Source organism: Hymenobacter roseosalivarius DSM 11622, from assembly GCF_900176135.1.
GTDB classification, from domain to species: Bacteria; Bacteroidota; Bacteroidia; order Cytophagales; family Hymenobacteraceae; genus Hymenobacter; species Hymenobacter roseosalivarius.
Genome location: NZ_FWWW01000070.1, coordinates 51,349 through 72,128, shown reverse-complemented (window position 1 = coordinate 72,128; position 20,780 = coordinate 51,349). Strand labels below are relative to the sequence as shown.

Annotated in this window: 15 protein-coding genes; 5 read left to right on the top strand and 10 right to left on the bottom strand. The window is 54.3% G+C overall.

Annotated features, from left to right (window positions below; genetic code table 11):
- Nucleotides 1-84: 84 nt before the first annotated feature.
- From dut to B9A24_RS11125, 3 genes are all read right to left on the bottom strand, one after another.
- The gene (gene dut, locus B9A24_RS11135) at nt 85-519 is read right to left on the bottom strand and encodes a dUTP diphosphatase (protein ID WP_084445695.1); all 435 of its coding nucleotides are present in this window, start codon (nt 517-519) and stop codon (nt 85-87) included.
- Between the two features lie 147 nt (nt 520-666).
- On the bottom strand, nt 667-2,184 hold the full coding sequence (locus B9A24_RS11130; protein ID WP_084445692.1) for an oligosaccharide flippase family protein: 1,518 nt from the start codon (nt 2,182-2,184) through the stop codon (nt 667-669).
- 12 nt (nt 2,185-2,196) lie between these two features.
- Nucleotides 2,197-2,985: an enoyl-CoA hydratase/isomerase family protein gene (locus B9A24_RS11125; protein WP_084445689.1), complete on the bottom strand. Its 789-nt coding sequence runs from the start codon at nt 2,983-2,985 to the stop codon at nt 2,197-2,199.
- A 144-nt stretch (nt 2,986-3,129) separates the two neighbouring features.
- Here B9A24_RS11125 and mscL point away from each other — a divergent pair, with 144 nt between their 5' ends.
- On the top strand, nt 3,130-3,552 hold the full coding sequence (mscL, locus tag B9A24_RS11120) for a large conductance mechanosensitive channel protein MscL (protein ID WP_084445686.1): 423 nt from the start codon (nt 3,130-3,132) through the stop codon (nt 3,550-3,552).
- 261 nt (nt 3,553-3,813) lie between these two features.
- Complete coding sequence (locus B9A24_RS11115) at nt 3,814-4,257, top strand: hypothetical protein (protein WP_084445683.1); 444 nt, start codon at nt 3,814-3,816, stop codon at nt 4,255-4,257.
- A 60-nt stretch (nt 4,258-4,317) separates the two neighbouring features.
- Here the strand turns inward: B9A24_RS11115 and B9A24_RS11110 are convergent, their stop codons facing one another.
- The 5 genes from B9A24_RS11110 to B9A24_RS11090 form a co-directional block, all read right to left on the bottom strand.
- Nucleotides 4,318-5,043: a porin family protein gene (locus B9A24_RS11110; protein ID WP_143434906.1), complete on the bottom strand. Its 726-nt coding sequence runs from the start codon at nt 5,041-5,043 to the stop codon at nt 4,318-4,320.
- A 167-nt stretch (nt 5,044-5,210) separates the two neighbouring features.
- Entirely contained in the window at nt 5,211-8,276 is a 3,066-nt protein-coding gene (infB, locus tag B9A24_RS11105) for a translation initiation factor IF-2 (protein ID WP_084445677.1), read from the bottom strand.
- 122 nt (nt 8,277-8,398) lie between these two features.
- A complete protein-coding gene (gene nusA / locus B9A24_RS11100) occupies nt 8,399-9,682 on the bottom strand; it encodes a transcription termination factor NusA (RefSeq protein ID WP_084445674.1) in 1,284 nt (427 codons plus the stop codon).
- Between the two features lie 171 nt (nt 9,683-9,853).
- Nucleotides 9,854-10,327: a ribosome maturation factor RimP gene (locus tag B9A24_RS11095; RefSeq protein WP_234997204.1), complete on the bottom strand. Its 474-nt coding sequence runs from the start codon at nt 10,325-10,327 to the stop codon at nt 9,854-9,856.
- Nucleotides 10,328-10,461: 134 nt separating this feature from the next.
- The gene (locus tag B9A24_RS11090; RefSeq protein ID WP_084445670.1) at nt 10,462-13,923 is read right to left on the bottom strand and encodes a DUF7948 domain-containing protein; all 3,462 of its coding nucleotides are present in this window, start codon (nt 13,921-13,923) and stop codon (nt 10,462-10,464) included.
- Nucleotides 13,924-14,072: 149 nt separating this feature from the next.
- Here B9A24_RS11090 and B9A24_RS11085 point away from each other — a divergent pair, with 149 nt between their 5' ends.
- The 3 genes from B9A24_RS11085 to B9A24_RS11075 all read left to right on the top strand — a co-directional run bounded on the left by B9A24_RS11085 (nt 14,073) and on the right by B9A24_RS11075 (nt 18,242).
- Entirely contained in the window at nt 14,073-15,215 is a 1,143-nt protein-coding gene (locus tag B9A24_RS11085) for an endonuclease/exonuclease/phosphatase family protein (RefSeq protein ID WP_084445666.1), read from the top strand.
- A 307-nt stretch (nt 15,216-15,522) separates the two neighbouring features.
- On the top strand, nt 15,523-17,028 hold the full coding sequence (gene cysS, locus B9A24_RS11080) for a cysteine--tRNA ligase (protein WP_084445663.1): 1,506 nt from the start codon (nt 15,523-15,525) through the stop codon (nt 17,026-17,028).
- A 194-nt stretch (nt 17,029-17,222) separates the two neighbouring features.
- Nucleotides 17,223-18,242: a M28 family peptidase gene (locus B9A24_RS11075; RefSeq protein ID WP_084445910.1), complete on the top strand. Its 1,020-nt coding sequence runs from the start codon at nt 17,223-17,225 to the stop codon at nt 18,240-18,242.
- Nucleotides 18,243-18,323: 81 nt separating this feature from the next.
- Here B9A24_RS11075 and B9A24_RS11070 read toward each other — a convergent pair whose 3' ends face one another.
- Nucleotides 18,324-19,226 carry a S66 peptidase family protein gene (locus B9A24_RS11070; protein ID WP_084445661.1) on the bottom strand — a complete coding sequence of 301 codons (903 nt, stop codon included), beginning with the start codon at nt 19,224-19,226 and terminating at the stop codon, nt 18,324-18,326.
- A 436-nt stretch (nt 19,227-19,662) separates the two neighbouring features.
- Nucleotides 19,663-20,631 (bottom strand): GAF domain-containing DNA-binding protein, encoded by a 969-nt coding sequence (locus tag B9A24_RS11065; RefSeq protein ID WP_084445658.1) that lies wholly within the window; start codon nt 20,629-20,631, stop codon nt 19,663-19,665.
- Between the last annotated feature and the right edge of the window lie 149 nt (nt 20,632-20,780).

The following is a 20,780-nucleotide window of genomic DNA, read 5'->3' as shown; positions in this document are numbered from 1 at the left end:
TAGTTAGGCTGATCGGAATTTATACTAACTGAAATATTGTGGTTGGGTTGCTTATGGAGGCATTTAACGTTCGCTAAGTCAATTCTAATTGACTCCGGTGCTGCCGTAGCCGCCCGCTCCGCGCGTTGTTTCGCTCAGCGTAGCGGCTTCCTGCCAAACGGCCGTTTCGTGGCGGGCTACCACCAGCTGGGCAATGCGCTCCCCATCCTGCACCACAAACTCCTCGTCCGACAAATTGACCAGCAATACTTTCAACTCGCCACGGTAATCGGCGTCGATGGTACCGGGACTGTTAACGATGCCAATACCGTGCTTGTAGGCCAGGCCGCTGCGGGGCCGCACCTGCACCTCGTAGCCCTCGGGAATTTCCATGAAAAGCCCCGTCGGAATAAGAGCCCGTTGCAGAGGACGCAGCGTAACGGGTTCTGGGAGATAAGCGCGCACGTCCATGCCCGCCGCGTGAGCCGTCTGGTAAGCCGGCAGTAGATGCGTAGAGCGGTTAATAACTGGAATCAGCATGCAACAAAGATAAACCGAATGGCAGATTAAACGATTTATGAGCGATTAGTGATAGGCAAACGAATATAGGGCGCGCCCTGCTAAAAGCAGTGAGCTAAGAGCTAGGTTGACGACTGGGGGGCTTTTTTAATGCTTTTATTTCCAGAATTACGCTTGCTTAACTTGGAGCTGAGGCTTTCGGGTCAGGTCAGCGCGCTCGACTAAAAAAATGCCCCCCGTAAAGGCTACGCATACCAACAAATGAAAAGCATGCCGCAGCCAGTAGTTTTCAATATCGATAAACCACGTAGCGGCTACCAGGCCAACGGCTAGCAGCAGCCACGCGCTGATGCGCAGCACGGGGTAAGGCACGGGAAAATAGCGGTTGCCCAGCCACCAGCAAATAGCAGCCATCATAAAGTAGCAGGCCAGCGTGGCGATGGCACTACCCATGTAGCCCATTATCGGAATCAGCAGCAGGTTGAGCACGACAGTTAGTATGGCTCCACCGACGCTGATATACGTACCGAAGTAGGTTCTGTCGGTAAGCTTAAACCAGACGGATAAGTTATAATATACCCCCAGAAACAAGTTAGCCAGCAGCAGAATTGGCACTATCGCGAGGCCCGTGCGGTACTCGGGGCTGCGCAGCAGCAAGCCAAAGTCTTCAATGAAGACGCTGATGACCACGAAAATAACGGCGCAGCAGAGCGTAAACCACTTCAGAACGACAGCAAACGTAGCCGGCGAATTCTTATCGGCGGCCTGCGAAAAGAAGAAAGGCTCCGCCGCGTACCGAAACGCCTGAATGACTAGTGACATAAAAATGGCCAGCTTGTAGCAAGCCCCATAAATACCGACAGCCGTCAGGTTAGATTGACCGGGATAGAAACCTTCGGGCAGCCAATATTTAAGCAGGATACGATCGATTACCTCATTCACCATCCCTGCCAAGCCCATCAGCATCAGCGGATAAGCATACTTGAGCATAGGCCGCAACGGAGCCAGGCTCAGCCGGAAGCGAAAATCCAGCAGCTCGCGCCAAAGCAGCGGAATATAAAGAGCGTTGGCTATCAGATTGATCAGAAAGATGTAGCCTACTCCCAACTCTGGATTGTAGATCCGCGCTATCAAGGGCCTTAGCTCAGGTAGCAGATGCCCCTCGTATACATCACGGCAGAACACAATAAAAAACAACGACAAGCCCACGTTTACCAGCGTATTTGTAAAGCGCACGGCAGCAAATTTCCTGGCTTTATTCTCCAGGCGCAGGCGGGCGAAAGGCAACGCTACTACCGCATCGAGGCCCAGCACGATTGCCAGCCACACGATATAGGTGGCGCGGTCGGGGTAGCGGAGCACTTCAGCTAAGGGGCCGGCTACCAGAACAAGAAAGCCGCTGAGCAACATACTGGTGCTCAACAATATGCTCATTACTTGATTATACAGCTGCTGCCGGTCGGTGCCAAGGCGGTTGGCAAAGCGAAAATAGGCCGTTTCCATCCCATAAGTGAACACGATATTCAGGAAGGCTACGTAGGCATACAGATCAGTGACGATACCGTACTCGCCCGGCGCAAACCTGGCCGTGTACAGCGGCACTAGTGCGAACGTAAGCGCCCGCCCCAATATGCTGCTTAGGCCGTACACAGCCGTCTGGCTGGCCAGCTTCTTGGCGACGCTCATCCTATAAAATGCTTAGTTTCCCGTGAAAGACGCCGGGCGCTTATCGAGGAAAGCGCTGGTGCCTTCGCGAAAGTCGTCGGAGCCGCAGCACCTGCTGAAAGAGTTAGCTTCGGTCTGGTAGCCGTGGCGCTCGGAGTCATAATAAGCGTTTACGCAGTCGATAACCAAGCCTACGGCTAAAGGAGCTTTGCTGAGAATACGCGTTAGCAGCTGCTGGCAAAAGGAAAGTAGCTCAGCTTGCGGTACTACATGATTAACCAACCCTAAGCGCAACGCTTCGTCGGCCTTGATAGGGTCGCCGGTGAGCATCATTTCCAGGGCTTTTCCTTTCCCTACTAATTGCGCTAAGCGCTGGGTGCCGCCGTAGCCCGGAATCAAGCCCAGGTTTACCTCGGGCTGGCCAAAGCGGGCATTTTCGCTGGCTACCCGCAGATGGCAGGCCATAGCCAACTCGGCCCCACCGCCCAAAGCAAAGCCATTGACGGCGGCAATAACGGGCTTCGTACTTTCCTCAATCAGGCAGAAAGCATCCTGCCCCTGCTCGGCAAAGCAACGCCCACTGATGTCATTCAGCCCCGACAGCTCGGCAATATCGGCACCCGCTACGAAGGCTTTTTCGCCGCTGCCCGTCAGAATAATACCCCGCACCTGATCATCGTCGAGGGCTTGCTGCATAGCTCCGTGAATATCGCTGATGGTGGCGCTATTCAGGGCATTGAGTTTGGTGGGCCTGTTCAGGGTGATAGTCAGAATGCCCGAAGCGGCATCGAGGTCGAGTAGTAAGTTGTCGAAAGTAGTCATGGTGTTAGGGCGGGGCAAAACGGAATGGCCGCAAAGATAAAGTAAAACCATTGGGGGCCTATTTACCAGCAGCCGACACTGTTGACCTGATCTAAGTAAATACTTATATATTTATTCAAACCTCCCCATTCAACTTCTAATCGTATGAGCGTAGTTTCTGAATTCAAAGAGTTCATCGCCAAGGGCAACGTGCTTGATCTGGCAGTAGGCGTCATTATCGGCGCTGCTTTTGGCAAAATCGTCACGTCTTTGACCGAGGATATTCTGATGCCTATTATTGGTTTGGCTACGGGCGGCGTCGACTTTAAAAACTGGTTTGTAGCTGTTGATGGGGAGTCGTATGCTACCATTGAAGCCGCTAAGGAAGCGGGTGCCGCAACACTGAACTTTGGGCTGTTTCTGAACGCAGTCATTTACTTCTTCATAATTGCCTTCTGCGTTTTCCTGATTGTGCGCTTTGCTAACCGCTTCCGCCAGCCTACGGAAGTAGTAGCCGTGAACGACCCAGGCCCGACTAAGGATCAGGCTTTGCTCATGGAAATTCGCGACTCCCTACGCCGGCCCTAATCCAGACTTCTCTCTGTTAACATCAAAAAAGCTCCCCAGCGGAAAGATAATCTTAGGCTTGGGGACCTTTTCGTGTTACGGTTTATTGGGATAACCTTGATGGCTCAGAAAAAAGCAACTAATCCAAAGAAATTCAGGCTAATAGTCACTCCTACAAGTTTCAGACGTTTGAAACTAACTTTAGGCAGGCCCCGTTGCCGGGACGGGTACGAAAGTTGCCCATCCGTCGTTTAGTAGCTATTCTTCTCTTTACCTTTCTGCATGAAAAAGTTTCTGGCTGGCGCGGTGCTGGCACTTTCTGGTCTGTTCATTGCGCCTGCTCACGCGCAGGTTTCGCCCCCTACGCCCGATCAGGAGGCTGGGGCTAAGCCTCGCAAGCAGAAATCGAAAGACGAGCCGGCGGATGTAGCGCGCATGCAGCGCCGCATGAATATGAACCCCGATGAGGCGAAGCGTGACCAGCAATTAGAGATTCTGGAGGCGCGCTCCGGGGGTAGCACGGCCAATACCAGCTTCGGCCGCGGCTCTGGCCCGGCTCGTCAGTACGACAAAGGTACGGGCGGCTTCACGGTCAAAAAATTTAAAGACAAGCGCATCGGGACGGCCAAGCAGAAGCGTGGGCTTTCGCATGCCGCGCCCGGCATTGATCCGAAAGGCAAACCGCTTAAGCACAAAAAGCGCAAGGGTTTCCTGTTTTTTAACTAGTATCGCTTCTCCTTAATTAAAAAAGCCCCCTAGATTAAGTATAGGGGGCTTTTTGGCATCTTACTGAAATCGATAGGTGAGCCCTAGCTTCAGGTATGACATATCATAGCCGACTTCCCCAAAAGCCCCAAACCGCTCGGTGAGATAATAGCGCGCCCCGGCAAACAGCCCATACGCTAAGTGCAGCCCATCGCCATTGTAACGATCACGGTCGGGCGAAACGTCGTTTTTATAAAAATTAGCCCGAATCCCTAAACTAATGCCACCATACGTATCAAGTTGTGGATTGGTGGTGAAGTTGTAGTGGTAGGTACCGCGGCCCATTACTACAATGTCGGTCCAGGTGGCTTTTTCGTCTGTGTTGGGAAAGTCATAGCGGTAGCCTTTGTAGCCAATGATGCCCCCCAGACCAATGGTGCCTGGCCCGATGCCTTCTACTACGCCGCGGTCATAAGACAGCGTAAGTGCCGGCGCACTTTTCAGGCTTCCAAACAAATCATAGCCATTATTAGGGCTCAACAGTCCCAGTCCCAGATTCAGTATCGAGTAGCCTTTACGAAAGGTAGGCGTGCTTTCGGGGGTAAACAGCTCGGGGAAGCGGGTATCGAGAGGTGGAATTTCGTCGTCAGCCGGGACCTCAACACGAGGTGAAGCTGACTTTGATGGCTTTGGAGCTGGTTTGTTGGTTGGGGGCTTGGCTGCGGGTCGCCGGGCAGTCTGAGCCAACGCTAGTGAGGTCAGGCTTACCCAAAGCAGAAGGCAAAGCAGAAGCGAAAAAGCTCTCATAAGTAGTAAAGGCAGTCGGCACAGCAACGCCGGCGCAGTAGGTAAAATAGTCTACCGCAAAGCTAAGCGATTCCGCGGCGAGCGTTACGGCTTTTGGTTAAACGTAAAAAGCCCCCCAACGGTATGTTGGGGGGCTTTTTGTTGACTTACGTTCAGTCAGCTGCTTTTTACAGCGTCCGCTTCACTTCTTTTTCCTCGAAACCTTCGATGTTGTCGCCCTCGCGCAGATCATTAAAGTTTTTCACCGAGATACCGCACTCATAGCCCTGGCGCACTTCCGACACATCGTCTTTGTAACGCTTGAGGTCCTGAATTTCGCCGGCGTACACCACGATACCGTCGCGCACGACACGTACTCGGGTTCGGCGGGTGAAAGTACCTTCCGTCACCATACAGCCGGCAATAGCGCCCACTTTGGTGATGTTGAAGACCTGACGAACCTCGGCATTGGCCACCACTGTCTCCTGCACCGACGGAGCCAGCATGCCTTCCATGGCATCTTTCACCTCGTTGATAGCATTGTAGATGATCGAGTACAGGCGAATATCGATCTGCTCCTGCTCGGCCAGCTTGCGGGCACTCTGCGAAGGACGAACCTGGAAGCCAATGATGATGGCATCGGAGGCCGAAGCCAACAGTACGTCCGATTCGGAAATAGCTCCCACGCCTTTGGCGAGGATATTCACCTTTACCTCCGGAGTAGAAAGCTTCAACAACGAATCCGACAGGGCTTCTACCGAGCCGTCCACGTCACCTTTTACAATCACGTTCAACTCCTTAAACGAACCGATAGCCAGGCGGCGACCAATCTCGTCGAGGGTAATGTGCTTCTTGGTACGCATGCTCTGCTCACGCGAGAGCTGCTGACGCTGGGTGGCAAGCTCACGAGCTTCACGCTCAGTTTCCATCACCTGAATCTTGTCGCCAGCCTGCGGAGCACCGGTTAGACCGAGCACCTGCACCGGCGTGGCCGGACCAGCTGACTTCATTTTCTTGCCGCGGTGGTCGGTCATGGCTTTCACGCGGCCGTAGTGCGGACCAGCCAGCACAACGTCGCCTACGTGCAGCGTACCTGTTTGCACCAGCACCGTTGTTACGTAGCCACGACCTTTATCCAGCATGGCTTCGATAACGGTACCGACTGCATTGCGGTCGGGATTGGCTTTCAGCTCCAATAATTCGGCTTCCAGCAATACCTTCTCCAGCAAGTCTTCTACGCCGAGGCCCGACTTAGCTGATACTTCCTGCGACTGGTATTTGCCGCCCCACTCTTCCACCAAGATGTTCATGGCCGACAGCTCCTCCCGAATCTTTTCGGAGTTAGCACCGGGCTTGTCAATCTTGTTCATCGCAATAACGATGGGCACTCCAGCCGCTTGCGCGTGGTTAATGGCTTCCCGCGTCTGCGGCATCACGGAGTCGTCCGCCGCAATTACGATGATGGCAATGTCCGTCACCTTAGCACCACGGGCACGCATAGCCGTAAAGGCTTCGTGACCCGGTGTATCGAGGAAGGTAACGCGCTTATTAGAAGCCGTCATTACGTCGTAGGCACCGATGTGCTGGGTGATACCGCCGGCCTCGCCTTTAGCTACCGTCGCATTCCGAATATAATCAAGCAGCGACGTTTTACCGTGGTCAACGTGACCCATGATGGTAACAATGGGGGCACGAGGGGCTAAATCCGCCTCATTATCTTCAATAGTAACATCCGTATCTTCTTCCTCCGCCGACAGGAATTCCACGTCGTAGCCAAACTCGTCGGCAACAACCGTGATAGCTTCCGCGTCGAGACGCTGGTTGATGGAAACGAACATGCCCATGTTCAGGCACACCTTGATTACTTCGTTGACTGATACGTCCATGAGGGACGACAAGTCATTGGCCGAAATAAATTCGGTAACCTTCAGTGTTTTAGCGTCCAGTTCGTTTTGAGCGCGCTGAGCTTCCCGATCCTCTGCGCCGCCCGCCCGCTTGTCGCGGCGATACTTCGCTCGGTTGTTCTGGTTGCCACCACGACCACCGCTGAGCTTGGCCAACGTGGCTTTGATCTGCTCCTGAATCTGCTTGTCGTTCTGCTCCGGGTTATTGACTGCGGGAGCCGGCCGGGGGGCATTTTGATTCTGCCCTGGCTGGCCGGGGCGAGGACCAGGACCACCGGGGCGAGGACCACCCTGACCACCGGCGGGACGCGGCTGGCCAGGAGTATTATTTGGTCGGTTACCCTGATAACCACCGCCCTGCTGGCCACCTTGCCCCCCCTGACCTCCTTGGCCAGGAGCAGGCGAGCCGGGCATAGCAATGCGCTGGCGTTTCTTCTTATTATCTTGGTTTATACCACTCTTACGCACATCCGACGAAGCGACGGGGCGGGCACCCCGACCACCACGGCGCGAAGGGTCCATAGGTAGTTCAATCTTACCGAGCACCGTCAAACCTTTCAGCTGATCGGCTTTAGCTACGATTGTACTGTCCTCGACAGTCGGTGCCACTGGTTCATCTGAAGTCGCAGGAGCCGGAGTTGCCGCAACGGGGGTTGGAGCTTCAACTGGCAAAACTGGTGTAGGTGCCGGGGCCGGGGCCGGTGCGGGCTTTGCTTCGGCTACAGGAGCCAGCGCGGGCACAGCAGCTTCTTTTGGTGCGATGGGTGCAGGCGCTGGTTCAGGTGTAGCAGCAACGGCCGGAACCGGATCAGCTATTACTGGTACTGGCGCAGCGGCCGGCGCTGGCGGAGTAGGCGCGGCGGCTGGCCGAGGAGGCACAGGCCGTCCTTTCGCGTCTAGCTCAATCTTACCCAACACCTTTAAGCCGGGCACCTTTGGTGCTTCGGGGGCCGGAGGAACAGGCTGCGCCGGGGCAAGCGCGGCTTCCGCAACCACAGGTACGGGTGCGAGTGGCCGAATCTCTTCGGCTGGCTTGGTAGGTGCCTCGGCTGGGGCGGGCACAGCAGAGATACCATTGGCTTTGGGAGCCACGGGTTCGGGGCGGGCATGGGAAGAAGCCTCCAGCTCGCTCTGGCGCTTGGCCTGGCTAAGCTTGGCAGCTTCGATCTTATCCTGAGCCGACGACTCAAAGGCCTTGTCAAGCAGGGAAACCTGCTCAGCCGTCAGCTTAGTCGTTGGCTTGTTTTCGATCTGGTGCCCTTTACCCGCCAAAAAATCCACAATTGTGGATAATCCAACGTTCAGGTCTTTGGCCGCCTGATTCAGCCGTTTAGTTGCTACTTCCGCCATTCTGTGCTCGCGAACGATACTCGTATTGAGGTGCAAAGGTACTATATTAAATCTTGCCGAACGGCGTCGAATCGCGCCGCTTGGCACAATTCAACGCCCTTGCCGGACCGGCCGCCGCGCACTCATTGCGCGTCGCCGGAATTTGGTTGCTCTTCTTGTTCTTCGTTGTCGTCGAATTCTTGCTTGATAATGCGGAAAAGATCCTCGACAGTCTCTTCCTCAAGCTCTGTGCGGCGCACAATATCTTCCTTGCTGACGGCTAGTACGGCGCGGCCCGTATCGAGGCCGATTTTCTTCAATTCAGCCAATACCCAGGGTTCAACTTCATCCTGGAACTCGTCGAGGGCGATATCCTCGTCGTAGTCACCGGCTTCGCGGAACACATCAATTTCCATTCCTACCAACCGGCTGGCCAATTTGATGTTGGCACCGCCGCGGCCAATGGCCAGACTAACCTGGTCGGGCTTTAAGAACACCGAAACCCGGCCAGTTTGTTCATTAATCTTCATCGAGCCAATCTTGGCCGGCGACAAAGCCCGCTGAATATACAGCTCCAGGTTATCAGTGTAATTGATAACGTCGATATTCTCGTTCTCCAACTCGCGCACAACGGCGTGAATGCGAGCACCTTTCATGCCTACGCAAGCACCAACTGGGTCAATGCGGTCGTCGTAGCTTTCAACGGCTACTTTAGCTCGCTCGCCGGGTTCGCGCACGATGTTTTTAATGGTGATGAGGCCGTCGTAGATCTCGGGCACCTCCTGCTCGAACAACCGCTCTAAAAACGCCGGCGCAGCCCGCGACAAGATAATTTTAGGCGTACCGTTAATAACTTCAACGCGGTGGACCACGGCGCGCACGCTGTCGCCTTTACGATAACGGTCCTTTGGAATTTGCTCGGACTTGGGTAGTACCAGCTCGTTTTCCTCTTTGTCCAGAATAAGCGCCTCGCGGCTCCATACCTGGTATACTTCGCCGGTCACGATTTCGCCTACCTGGTCTTTGTATTGCTGGTAGAGGTGGTCGCGCTCCAAATCTTTCACCCGCTGAATCAGCGTCTGACGAGCCATAAGCACGGCGCGGCGGCCGAAGTCTTCGAGCTTCACTTCTTCGGCTACTTGTTCGCCTACTTCAAAGTCGGCCTCAATTTTCTGGGCTTCGGTCAGCGGAATTTTATCAAAATCCCAGATATCCTCGGAGTTGTCGTCCACGATTTCGCGGTTGCGCCAGATTTCCAGGTCACCCTGGTCCACGTTCAGAATTACGTCGAAGTTCTCGTCGGTGGTGTACTTTTTCCGGATCATCGTGCGAAACACGTCCTCCAGAATGCTCATCATCGTGGGACGGTCGATGTTCTTGGAGCGGGCAAACTCGGCGAACGATTCAATTAGCACGTTGCTGTTCATAAATCACAGATTTTGCAGATTTAAAGAGATTGCGCAGATGCGAAAAGCAAGCAGCAGTTTTAATTTAAGCAGGTATTACTGGTTAAGCAACAGAGTTGCCAGGGCTGGAAATTTGCCCCCAGAGGTCGAATAAATCCGAATAACCGGCTTCATTCACCAAAACCTGCGTTTCTATTTAAATGAAATCACGACCCGGGCCTCCGCGATAGTTGAGAAGGGGATAAATGCGACGGGCAGGGTCTTGGTTTTACTCTTTTCTTTTATTTCCTCAGTCAGTTGAATGCCTTCAGCCTCAATTGCTTCTAGAGTACCTGTTTTCTCCGTGCCATCAGCGAGCTTTAGTTGCAATTTGCGGCCGACGTGGCGGGTGTACTGGCGTGAATCGGTCAGCGGCTGGTCGGCACCAGGGGAGGTAACTTCCAGCGTGTAACTGGCTTCTTCCCCGTAGGCCTCGTCGATGCGATGGGCCAGGCGGCGGCTTACGCGGGCGTATTCTTCAATACCCATGCCCTGCTCGCTGTCCAGGATGGCCGTAATCTTGGGGCGAACGGCGGAGTCGGACACGGTAAGGCCTACAACGAACAGCTCCGGGCCGGATAGGCTTTCCTGGAGCATTTCGAGTAGTTGGGTACGGTCAAAGCGCATGGGAGCTGAACTAGGTGACAAAAGAAAGAGGGGACGACTCGTCCCCTCTTTTTACCTTCATTGCTGGTGCAAAGATAGTACAATATCCGGCTGAATGCAAGGCTGTGCCGATGACATGATTCGAGCGCACTAGCTTAACGCTTTATCTCCACCCAGCCTTTCGTTGATTTGCCTTCCGTGTCGCGCAGCAGATAGTAATATACACCATCGGGCAGTTTGTCGCCCCCCCAGTCATTCTGATAATTGGCAGCTTCGTACACTTTATTGCCCCAGCGGGTGAACACCGTCAGGTGGCCGTTCTTGCAGCTTATCCGGGGGGCAAATGTATCGTTCAGGTTGTCATTGTTGGGCGTAAAGATGTTGGGCGTCTGCACCTTCCCTACTTCCACGGCCGCGAACTGCGTAACTACTGTGCAGCCAGCATACCGAGCCGTGAGCTGCACCGGATACGTACCGGGTTTTTCGTACACATGGCTAGGCGCCTGCTCATTAGAAGTAGTACCATCACCAAAATCCCAGCTAAAGCTGCCTCCGGCCAGCACGGGCGCAAACTGTATAGTGAAAGGCGCCAGACCCGTATATTCCGGCGCCGCCTGGCACTCGGGTACATTCAGGCTGACGTTGGTAGATGAAGTGGGCGCTATGGTTACTTTGCGAGCAGATACTATTTTACACGTACCTACAACTACGGTGTATTCGAGGGTAAAAATGCCCCCCAAGTTATTTGTGTTAGGCGGCGTGAACATGCCATCAGCCGTAACGCCGTTTCCGCTCCAGACCCCGCCGGCGGGCGAGGCACGCAAGAGGCGGAAAGCCCGCGTTTGATCCGAGCACAGCGTAGTATCGCGGCCGGCCAATACGGCCGGCTGGGCATCAACTACGATGGTGCGCGAAAGAGTGCCGCAGCCGAGGGTATCGGCCAGCGTATAGGTTAGTACGTGGGTGCCCACGCCGGCGGCGCCAGGATTGAACGTGCTCCCCGTAACACCCCGTCCGCTGAAGGTACCACCGGCTGGCGTAGCCGTGAGTGGCACCGCAGTCGTGTTGCTGCAAACGGTGGTCGGGGGGGCAAATGTGATAATTGCCTCTGGCGTTACGGTCATGCGCAGCAGCTTCGTGCTCTGGCACACGCCGGTCGTGTTCACGGTGTAGGTTAGCGTATTGCGCCCCACTAAGGAAGCGCTGGGGGTAAACTGGTAGCCTCCGCCAGCAACGGCCGTCACGCCGGGGCCGCTCCAGACGCCGCCGGCCGGACTGCCCCCCAAGCGCTGCGTGCCGGCGTTATAGCACACCGTCCGGTTGGGCCCTGGATTAACCACAGCAGCCGCGAAGTCGATCTTGAAGGCAGCGTTATTGCAGTTAGATGAGTTGTTGGTGGTACTATAAAAATTGGCCCCCGGCGGCACCGGAAAGCCCGAGCTGCCCCCGCAGCCCCCGCATACGGCCTGGTAGATAGCGCCTCGCTTATCGAAGCGGGAAGTGCCGCCATCTACGTGTTCACCGCGGCCGCCATTCTGCCCAAAGAAAGTAGCGTATTCAATAGCCGCCATGCCTGGCTTAAACTGAATAATGTAGAAGTCGGAGCCGTCGGTGGTGCGCTGAGCAGCATCGGCGGTGGTGGGCAGGCCCAGCGTAGTACCGCCGTTTGAATTGGTAGAGCCTCCCCAGCCACTCACGTAGATACGCTCGCAATCATCTACCAAGAAGGCCGTCAGGGATAAATCAGGCACGGCGCGGCCAGTGCCAAACGTCGTTGAGTACAAGCTCGTGGTGAGCGTATTATCAAATTTCTGCACAAACTGGCGACCATTGGCAACACTATATAAGCCGGCCGTACGCGGGAAAACGCCACGGGTCTGGCCCAGCACATACACGTTGGCAACCGCGTCCAGCTGCAGAAAATAGGTCTGGTCTGTTTCCGGGGTGCCCACATACGTAGCATGCGTTAAAGTAGTGCCATCACTGCTGACGCGCGCCACAAACCCATCAATTCCGCCGCGCAGCTGAGGCTGATACCGTCCATTGGTGCCGGCCAGATTGGTGCTGTTGGTTCCCCCGCTCACGTACACATTGCGGTCGTCGTCTATCTGGATGGAGTAGGCCGCATCGGCCCCTGAACCACCCAGGTAGCTGGCCCAAACCAGCGTCCGAAGATCGGCTGACAGCTTTACGACCACGGCATCGGAGTTACCGCCCTGACTGGTACTACGGAAGCCATTACGGGCGGGGAAATTAGTACTAGTAGTGCTTGAGGCGATGTATACATTGCCATTCGTATCAGTAATTATATCGCCCCGAAATTCGTCGCCGTAGTTTTGAATCAGGCCGGTAGTGGCGGGAATAATACCATCGGTACCGTTACCACCTAAATAAGTAGATGCCACCAGCGTAGTGCCGGTACTGTTTAGTTTAGTAACAAATAAGTCAGCGCCAGCATCGTAATTCATTTCAGCCGAGCCAGTTTGCGGATCGACCCTTGGGCCACCATTGAAGGAGTCATCGAATACAGTGCGCGAAACGGGGAAGTTGTTGGAGCCCGTGGAGCCCAGGACCACTAATTCGTTCTGGCTGTTCACCACCAGGCTATGCGGAGCGTCAATCAAATTGCCCCCCAGATACGTGGCATACAGGCGGGCGGCACTACCCCGCACGGTCGTGTTGTACTTGATAATGGCCACATCAACTCCGCCACCAAAGCTCTGACTAAAAGCGCCCGGCGAGGCCGGATAGCCCAGGCCAAACACGATGCCGCCGGAGTACATATTGCCTTGCGCGTCATAAGTAGCCGTAAATCCCCAGTTATCGGCCGTTGAGCCAGTAAAGGATGAAAAGATGATGGTAGGATCAATGATGAGGGACTGGCGGTTGTCGTAGGTGCCTAGGCGGAAGCTGACCACGTTTTTCTCCAACACAAACGCGCACTCTACGGGTACGCGCTGCCCGTTTATTTCCTGCCATGCCTTTGGGGTTTGCTCCGTGACAGTGCCCACGCTGGTTTGCACCACTAGCTGACCGTTTTCCAGGCTGAGCCGCTCGGTGCCGGTATAGCGCAGCCGGATGGCGGACGGCTTGCCGCCCGGCTGCACGGTGAAGTCATACTCCAAATTGCCCCCCGCATTCTCATATAGTCGGGCGCCGATGCGTGGGTACACGTTGGTATAACGCACCTGCCTGAACCCCCGCACGCTGGATGCCCAGTGCTTGGCGTCGTTGCCCAGAAAATAATTACGAAACCCGGCCGTCGGCTCGTCCGGGGTAAGACTGGTGGCCGAACTGCCGTCTTCGAAGGTGACGCGGTAAGCATGCGCCCGCATTTTTTCCGAGATGGGGCCGCCGGGGTTCGTGTGCTCCTGGTGGTTGCGTAAGGCTTGCGGATCGACGAAGGCGTAGGTGAAGCCCGTCTTTTCGAGGAACAGCCGCCCGGCGGGCAACTCGGCCATGTACTGGGCCCGGGCGTCCCACTGGCCCCTATTCTCCACAAACTCTAATGATTTGGTAGTCGGAGCCGATGCCACGGGCTTGGCCTGAATCGGTATCAGGAGTGAGGTACCAAGCAGCACGGCAGATAACAGTAAACGAAAGGTAGAATACAGCATATCTTCAGCTAAATAAGGATAGCGCAAGCTACGATTTATTGAGGCTGCTTCAGCTAGTTCAGCGTAGGTGAAAGACGGAATTTTGCCCCCCAGCTTGTACCGTCCTTATCAGATGAGGGCCGGCGGCTTTCCCGGTGCATGCGCTACCTTTGCGGGCCTTCGTTATTCAGGATTCTTTATTCGTGCGTCGCTCCTTCGCTTTCAAGTGTACTTTGCTAGTCTTACTGTGGCTTTTGGTGGCCATCGGGTGCGTGCAGATTCCAGCCCATACGTTCTGGCCAGCGTCTTTTGGAGCGCTTACCTTACCCCTCGCGCTGGCACTAAATCTGTTAGCGGTCGTCTATTGGTTCTTGCGCGACTGGCGCGTGGCGGCTCTGCCCCTATTGGCTGCCTTGCTTACCTGGCCGCATTTTCAGCGGGGCGTGGCGCTGCACCCGCTGCATACGGCCTCCGCTCCTACCGGCAAAGATAATAAGCAGGTGCGGCTGCTAAGTGCTAACGTGCGCATCTTCAACGTGTATCCCCAGCTCCGAGACCCCGATCTGGCGTCGTCGCGGCAGATGATTCAGTGGCTGGCTGAAAACTCTGCCGATATTTTGTGCTTACAGGAGTTTTACAACGAGCCCCGCGGCTCGCGGGAGGATAGGCAGGTTTTTCGGTCCATAGATAAAATTGGTGAAAAAGCTGGCCGGGGGGCTTTTTTGTCTAAAACGCTGACCAATAGCATCGGAGCGGAGTTCGGCCTAGCTATTTTCTCTCGTTTTCCGATTGTAAAGCGGGGCACTATTTCCTTCGGCAAGCTCACGCAGAATCACGCCATGTTTGTTGATGTGCGCCTGCCCGCCGGCGACACGATTCGGGTGTATAACTTTCATCTCCAGAGCATGAGCATGGAGGAAAAAGCCATTGTCGACAGCTATTCGAGTCGGGAAGGATTGAAGCGGGAAGGCCGCGGACTGCTGCGCCGCTACAAGCGCGGCCTCATTGCGCGCAGTGTACAAATAGATACCCTTGCCCGGCGCTTCGAGCGGTGTCGCTACCCTATTCTGGTCTGCGCCGACCTCAACGATGTACCGTATAGCTACACCTACGATCAGCTCGCCGACCGCTTTCAGAACGCTTGGACAACCGTCGGAACTGGCGTAGGCGCTACCTATAATGGTCGCCTACCTTTCGTCCGCATCGACCATCAGTTTGCCGGCCCGCGTTGGCTGGTAGAAGACTTTCAGGTACACTACGAGATTCCTTACTCCGACCATTTTCCTACATCGGGTACTTACCGCCTGAAGTAAGAGCTACCATCTGATTACGTATTTGTGCTCGCTCTTGGTTAAATGGATTACATAGCCCCATAATGATTGTAAAGGGCTTTTCGAGCCAGAAAAAGGATCAATAACAGACAACTATTTTATTACTATCGGCTTTGGAGTTAGACTACTCATTGAACTTTATATACCACCCGCAAGAGTTTTATACTAATATCAGATGCTTTTTGAGCCAGAAATGCACCTTTTACTTCTGTTTGATCGAGAAGCAATAAACCACGTACCAGCTGCTATTCGCTAAGCTTACCAAGCTGTAAGTACTTACTTTTACCGCATGCACCACCCGCTTTCCCTCTACAACACCCTTAGCCGCCGCAAAGAGGCGTTCGAACCCGTGCATTCGCCTTTCGTGGGCGTATATCTATGCGGTCCAACCGTTTATAGTGAGGCTCACTTGGGCAACGCCCGTGGCCCCGTAGTATTCGACGTGCTCACGCGCTACCTGCGCTACCTTGATTACACCGTACGCTACGTGCGCAACATAACCGACGTAGGTCATCTTGAAAGTGACGCCGATGAAGGCGAGGACAAGATGGCCAAGGCTGCCCGCGCCCAGCGCCAGGAGCCCATGCAGATTGCCCAGCACTTCGTGAATCTCTACCGCCAGAATATGCTGGCACTGGGATGCTTGCCACCCGATATTGAGCCCCAGGCCAGCGGCCACATCACCGAGCAGATTAGCATGGTAGAGGAAATAATTGCCAATGGCTTCGCCTACGAAGTAAATGGCAGCGTGTACTTCGATGTACCCCACTATAATGCCGAGCAGGACCGTTACGGCAAGCTTTCGAATCGCAGCATCGATGACCAATTGGCGGGCACCCGCGACACGCTGGCCGGGCAGGACGAAAAGCGGAGCCCTCTGGATTTTGCGCTCTGGAAAAAAGCGTCGCCCGAGCACATTATGCGCTGGCCTTCGCCCTGGGGCGAAGGCTTTCCTGGCTGGCACCTCGAGTGCTCAGCTATGAGCCGCAAGTATCTGGGCCAGCTGTCCGATATTCATGGTGGAGGCTTGGATCTGATGTTTCCACACCATGAGTGCGAGATAGCGCAGTGCCAGGGCAGCCATACGCACACCGACGAGTCGCGCTTCTGGGTGCACCACAACCTGATAACCGTGAGCGGCACCAAGATGAGCAAAAGCCTGGGCAACTTCGTGCTGCTGGGTGATATGTTCAAGGGTCCGACAGCTACCCTTACGCAGGCCTACTCGCCCATGGTAGTGCGTTTTTTCCTGTTGCAGGCGCACTATCGCAGCCCCGTCGACGTATCGGACGAGGCTATGCAGGCTGCTCGCAAAGGCTACCGTAAGCTCATGAATGGTCTGCGCCTTTTGGAAAAGCTGAACCTGCCCGAGGGAACAGAGCGCCAACAAGACACAGAGAAAGCAGACGCCGAGCTACGTAAACTAGTGTCTGATTGCTTTGTGGGGCTTAATGATGATCTGAATACGGCCCGCGCTGTTGCGAGCCTGTTTAATCTACTGCGCAAGCTCAACGGATTCTTTGCTAATCTGCCTACGCTGGCGACGGTAAGCGAAGCGGCGTTGGAAGAGGCAATCACCGCTTACCGTACGTTAATAAGCGACATTCTAGGTCTTCAGGATGAGCCGCGCGCTAATGCTGAGCAGCTACTTGACCTTACCTTAGGCTTCTATCAGGAAGCCAAGGCCACGAAAGCTTACGACAAAGTAGACCAAATTCGGGCTGCGCTTAAGGAGCAGGGCATTTTGATTAAAGATCTGAAAACCGGCGTTGACTGGGCATACAGCGAGGAATAAAGTCTGTAACGCCAAGCTCCAGCTTGGAAATTGGTCGTGATTAGCAAAAAAGCCCCCCAGTGTCTCTTTATTTAAATAACTAACAGCAAACGGTAAGACAGCGAATTCAACACTGGATTCACTGTCTTACCGTTTGTTTGCTTACCAACTGTTCAACAACCCGCCAAGCTATGCTTGCGGATACTGTGCCCCTTATGAAGCTCTTTCGTTTTGCTCCTGTTGCTTTAGTTGCGCTGCTGGTGCTCACTGGCTGCCCCGACAGAAGCCGACAGGAATCTGCCACCAGTAAAGAAGAGCCCGCCATGCGCGCTGCCCCCGCCTTCAATGCCGATTCGGCCTTTACTTTTACGGCCAGGCAGGTAGCCTTTGGCCCTCGCGTGCCCAATTCACCGGCCCATATAGCTTGTGGCGATTGGATGGTAGCCGAGTTCAAGAAAATGGGGCTGACCGTACGCGAGCAGCCATTTGAAGCAATGGCCTGGGATGGCAAGATGTTGCGTGCTCGCAACATTATAGCGCAATTTGCCCCCCAGGCGTCCCGCCGCGTAGCTGTGTTTGCCCATTGGGACACGCGCCCCTTTGCCGATAAAGACAAACAAACTCCGAACGCCCCACTCGACGGAGCCAGCGACGGCGCCAGCGGCGTAGCCATAGCCCTGGAAATGGCCCGCGTTCTGAGCCAGCAGTCTGATAGCACGGCTCCAGCGGTAGGAGTGGATTTTATTCTCTTCGACGCGGAGGACTACGGCTACGATACTGCTACACAAAGCAAGCTCGAAAACAAGCTGGCCGCTCAGGGCACGGATAGCTGGTGCTTAGGCTCGCAGTATTGGTCCAAAAATCTGCTGCCGGCCGGCTACAAGCCCAGCTACGGCATCTTGCTGGACATGGTAGGTGCCCAAAATGCCAAGTTCAGCCGCGAGCAGCTCTCCCGTGAGGTAGCCCGCGACGTGGTAGACAAAGTATGGAACACGGCCGCGCGCCTCGGCTATTCCGATTTTTTCCTTTTTCAGGATAGCCCCGGCATCACCGACGACCACGTATACACCAATCAAGTGGGCGTGCGCACCATCGATATTATCGACCACTTGCCCATTGGCGACGACTATTTTCCTGCCTATCACCATACCACCCAGGATAATATGAATATCATCGACCGGCGTACGCTCAAAGCCGTCGGACAAACGGTATTGCAGACCGTGTACGCGGAATAACTTCTGTGCAAGACCTAAAAAATAAGCAAGCCTCGCCTGGTTAGGCGAGGCTTGCTTATGTGGTCAACCCCAAAAGCGACATTACATATAGTTTAGGCACACACCGGTCTCGTCTACTACCATGTGCGAGCGGCGGCCGCAAATCAATGCCATGTTCAGCGGCTCATGGCCCACTGGAAAACCATAGGCCACCGGAAAATCATACTTGGCGGCATACGTCTGAATAATTTCGTAGGGCGTTTGACCGAAAGGAATAATGTTGTCGTTGGAATCGGTGAAATGCCCCACGAGTAAACCGGCCAAGCCAGCGAGCTTGCCAGTGCGGTCGAGGTGTACCATCATGCGGTCAATATTATAGAGGTACTCATCAATATCCTCAATAAACAGAATCCGACCAGCCAGGGCGCAGTCGGAAGCCGTGCCGGTGATGGTTTGCAGCAAGCTCAGGTTGCCGCCAATCAGCTCACCGGTCGCGCTACCTACGCGGTTGAAAGGATGCTGGGCGGCAAAATAGCTGACGGGCTCACCGAATAAAGCGCGCCGCAGGCTTTCCAGCGCCTCCTCGCCACCAGCCTGATCAAAAAGAAGAGGCATGACGCCGTGAATACTTTCGTGGCCCAGTGCCAGCAAGTGGCAATTGAGCGTAGTAATATCACTAAAGCCCGCAATCCATTTGGGGTTATCAGCGAAGCGCGAAAAATCGAGCTGGTCGATGATGCGCGTGGTGCCGTAGCCGCCGCGGGCGCACAAAATGGCCCGAATACTTGGCTCGTCGAGCTGCTGCTGAATATCCTGACGCCGCAGCTCATCGGGGCCGGCAAACTGATGGTGCTGCGCGGTTAAAGTGGTGCCAAGTACCACCTCCAAGCCCCACGCAGTTAGAATAGCGATGGATGCCGCCAGTTCCTGGTGGGTAACTTTACGAGCAGGACACACAATAGCGACCCGATCGCCGGGACGCAGGGCAGGAGAAGGAGTTGGCATAGCGGGGGGCAAATTTTGACCGGCCGCAAACCTACGGACAATCCAGCATTTGCCGGAAGCGAAATCCTACCTTCATCCTGCTTAACGAACTGAATCTTGCTTACCTCATTTTTGAACTTAAGAAAGACCAGCGGGTGTCACCGCGCTTCCCCGGAATACAGCAAAATCCTGGGCATAAAAAAACACCGTGCAGTGCACGGTGCCTTTCTGAGCTATGAAAACAAACTTAGCTATCGAAAAACTAAACTTAAAGAGTAAGCCAAGAAAGATTTTCCAGCCTTACATTTAGGTTAAACCCTCCGATAACAGGGCGAAAGATATAATCTTTTTAATTGTATAAAAATTCTATTCGCTGAACTCCCTTATTTCCTCGGTGAATATTGTCTTTTAAGGTACAGTTTTTAGTAAATATCCGTTTGGCAATATTCAGATGCTACTAGACTAAATTGAGCCGGCTCATTAATACCGACTTATAAGAATTGCCAATAGGAATAGGCAGCGTATTGCTTCCGCTATCCAAGTGCAAGTTGCGGGCGCCCTCAATGAGGGCAAAATCGGATTCGATAGCTACGATGCAATCGAGCCGCACGATGTATTTGCGATGTACACGCACAAAATCGCGCGCCGGCAGCTTCGCCTCCAACTCCTTCATGGTGCTGTATACGGTATAGCGCTCCTTAGCTACATAGATATTTACATAGTCGCCGAGGGCCTCCACGTAGCGAATATCAACCGTTTCTACCCGCAGGAGCTTATTATCCTGCTTAATAAAAATCTCGGCCCTGCTTCCCATGTATAAGGACTCAGCTGCATCGTTAGCCATACGGAGCAGGCCATCCAGCTTGCGCTGTTCCTGTTCCAACTGCTGGCGCGCCCGGCGCAGCTCCAGGTGCGAGACCACCTCACGGGCCACAATGCGCAATGCATTCCGCTGTTCCTCGGTGAGGCGGTGCGGTACGGTATCGAGGGCGCAAATAGTACCAAGCGGAACGCCTTCGGGCGTGATCAGCGGAGCTCCCACGTAGAAGCGAATGCTTGGAGCAGCCGTTACCAGCGGATTATTACAAAACATCGGATCCTTCGTGGTATCCTCAATCTCGAACACATCTTCGCCTAGTATCGTGTGCTGGCAAAAGGCTAGTTCTCGCTTCGTACTCTCGCTCTCATCCCATCCTACTTTCGCTTTAAACCATTGGCGGTCAGCATCTATCAGTGAGACCAATGAGATAGGAGTTCCACAAATAAAGCCGGCCAACTGAGCCAGATCATCGAACACTTGCTCTGGTGGCGTATCCAGAATCTGATAATTGCGCAGTACCTCCAACCGAACGGCCTCGCTTTCTTTACCCAAGGCGGCAAAGGGAAGTGAAGAAGGATTGGTGTATGAGACAGGCTTAGCAGACATAGGACAAGGCAAAAAGGATGACTCTTAAACTTTGAATCCAAAGACAGATAGCTAGTACAAAGTAATCATAGTTAGGACACGAAGCATTAATTTGAAGCGATGAAATCAGGATTTTGCGCGTTAAACGAATTTCAAGTCGACTATATTTA

Excerpts from the sequence above, each read along its gene's own strand:
- cysS (WP_084445663.1), top strand. The coding sequence starts at position 15,523 with ATGCACCACCCGCTTTCCCTCTACAACACCCTTAGCCGCCGCAAAGAG.
- B9A24_RS11070 (WP_084445661.1), bottom strand. The coding sequence starts at position 19,226 with ATGCCAACTCCTTCTCCTGCCCTGCGTCCCGGCGATCGGGTCGCTATT.
- B9A24_RS11125 (WP_084445689.1), bottom strand. The coding sequence starts at position 2,985 with ATGACTACTTTCGACAACTTACTACTCGACCTCGATGCCGCTTCGGGC.
- mscL (WP_084445686.1), top strand. The coding sequence starts at position 3,130 with ATGAGCGTAGTTTCTGAATTCAAAGAGTTCATCGCCAAGGGCAACGTG.
- B9A24_RS11095 (WP_234997204.1), bottom strand. The coding sequence starts at position 10,327 with ATGCGCTTTGACCGTACCCAACTACTCGAAATGCTCCAGGAAAGCCTA.
- B9A24_RS11130 (WP_084445692.1), bottom strand. The coding sequence starts at position 2,184 with ATGAGCGTCGCCAAGAAGCTGGCCAGCCAGACGGCTGTGTACGGCCTA.
- B9A24_RS11110 (WP_143434906.1), bottom strand. The coding sequence starts at position 5,043 with ATGAGAGCTTTTTCGCTTCTGCTTTGCCTTCTGCTTTGGGTAAGCCTG.
- B9A24_RS11075 (WP_084445910.1), top strand. The coding sequence starts at position 17,223 with ATGAAGCTCTTTCGTTTTGCTCCTGTTGCTTTAGTTGCGCTGCTGGTG.
- dut (WP_084445695.1), bottom strand. The coding sequence starts at position 519 with ATGCTGATTCCAGTTATTAACCGCTCTACGCATCTACTGCCGGCTTAC.
- B9A24_RS11090 (WP_084445670.1), bottom strand. The coding sequence starts at position 13,923 with ATGCTGTATTCTACCTTTCGTTTACTGTTATCTGCCGTGCTGCTTGGT.
- B9A24_RS11065 (WP_084445658.1), bottom strand. The coding sequence starts at position 20,631 with ATGTCTGCTAAGCCTGTCTCATACACCAATCCTTCTTCACTTCCCTTT.
- B9A24_RS11115 (WP_084445683.1), top strand. The coding sequence starts at position 3,814 with ATGAAAAAGTTTCTGGCTGGCGCGGTGCTGGCACTTTCTGGTCTGTTC.
- nusA (WP_084445674.1), bottom strand. The coding sequence starts at position 9,682 with ATGAACAGCAACGTGCTAATTGAATCGTTCGCCGAGTTTGCCCGCTCC.
- infB (WP_084445677.1), bottom strand. The coding sequence starts at position 8,276 with ATGGCGGAAGTAGCAACTAAACGGCTGAATCAGGCGGCCAAAGACCTG.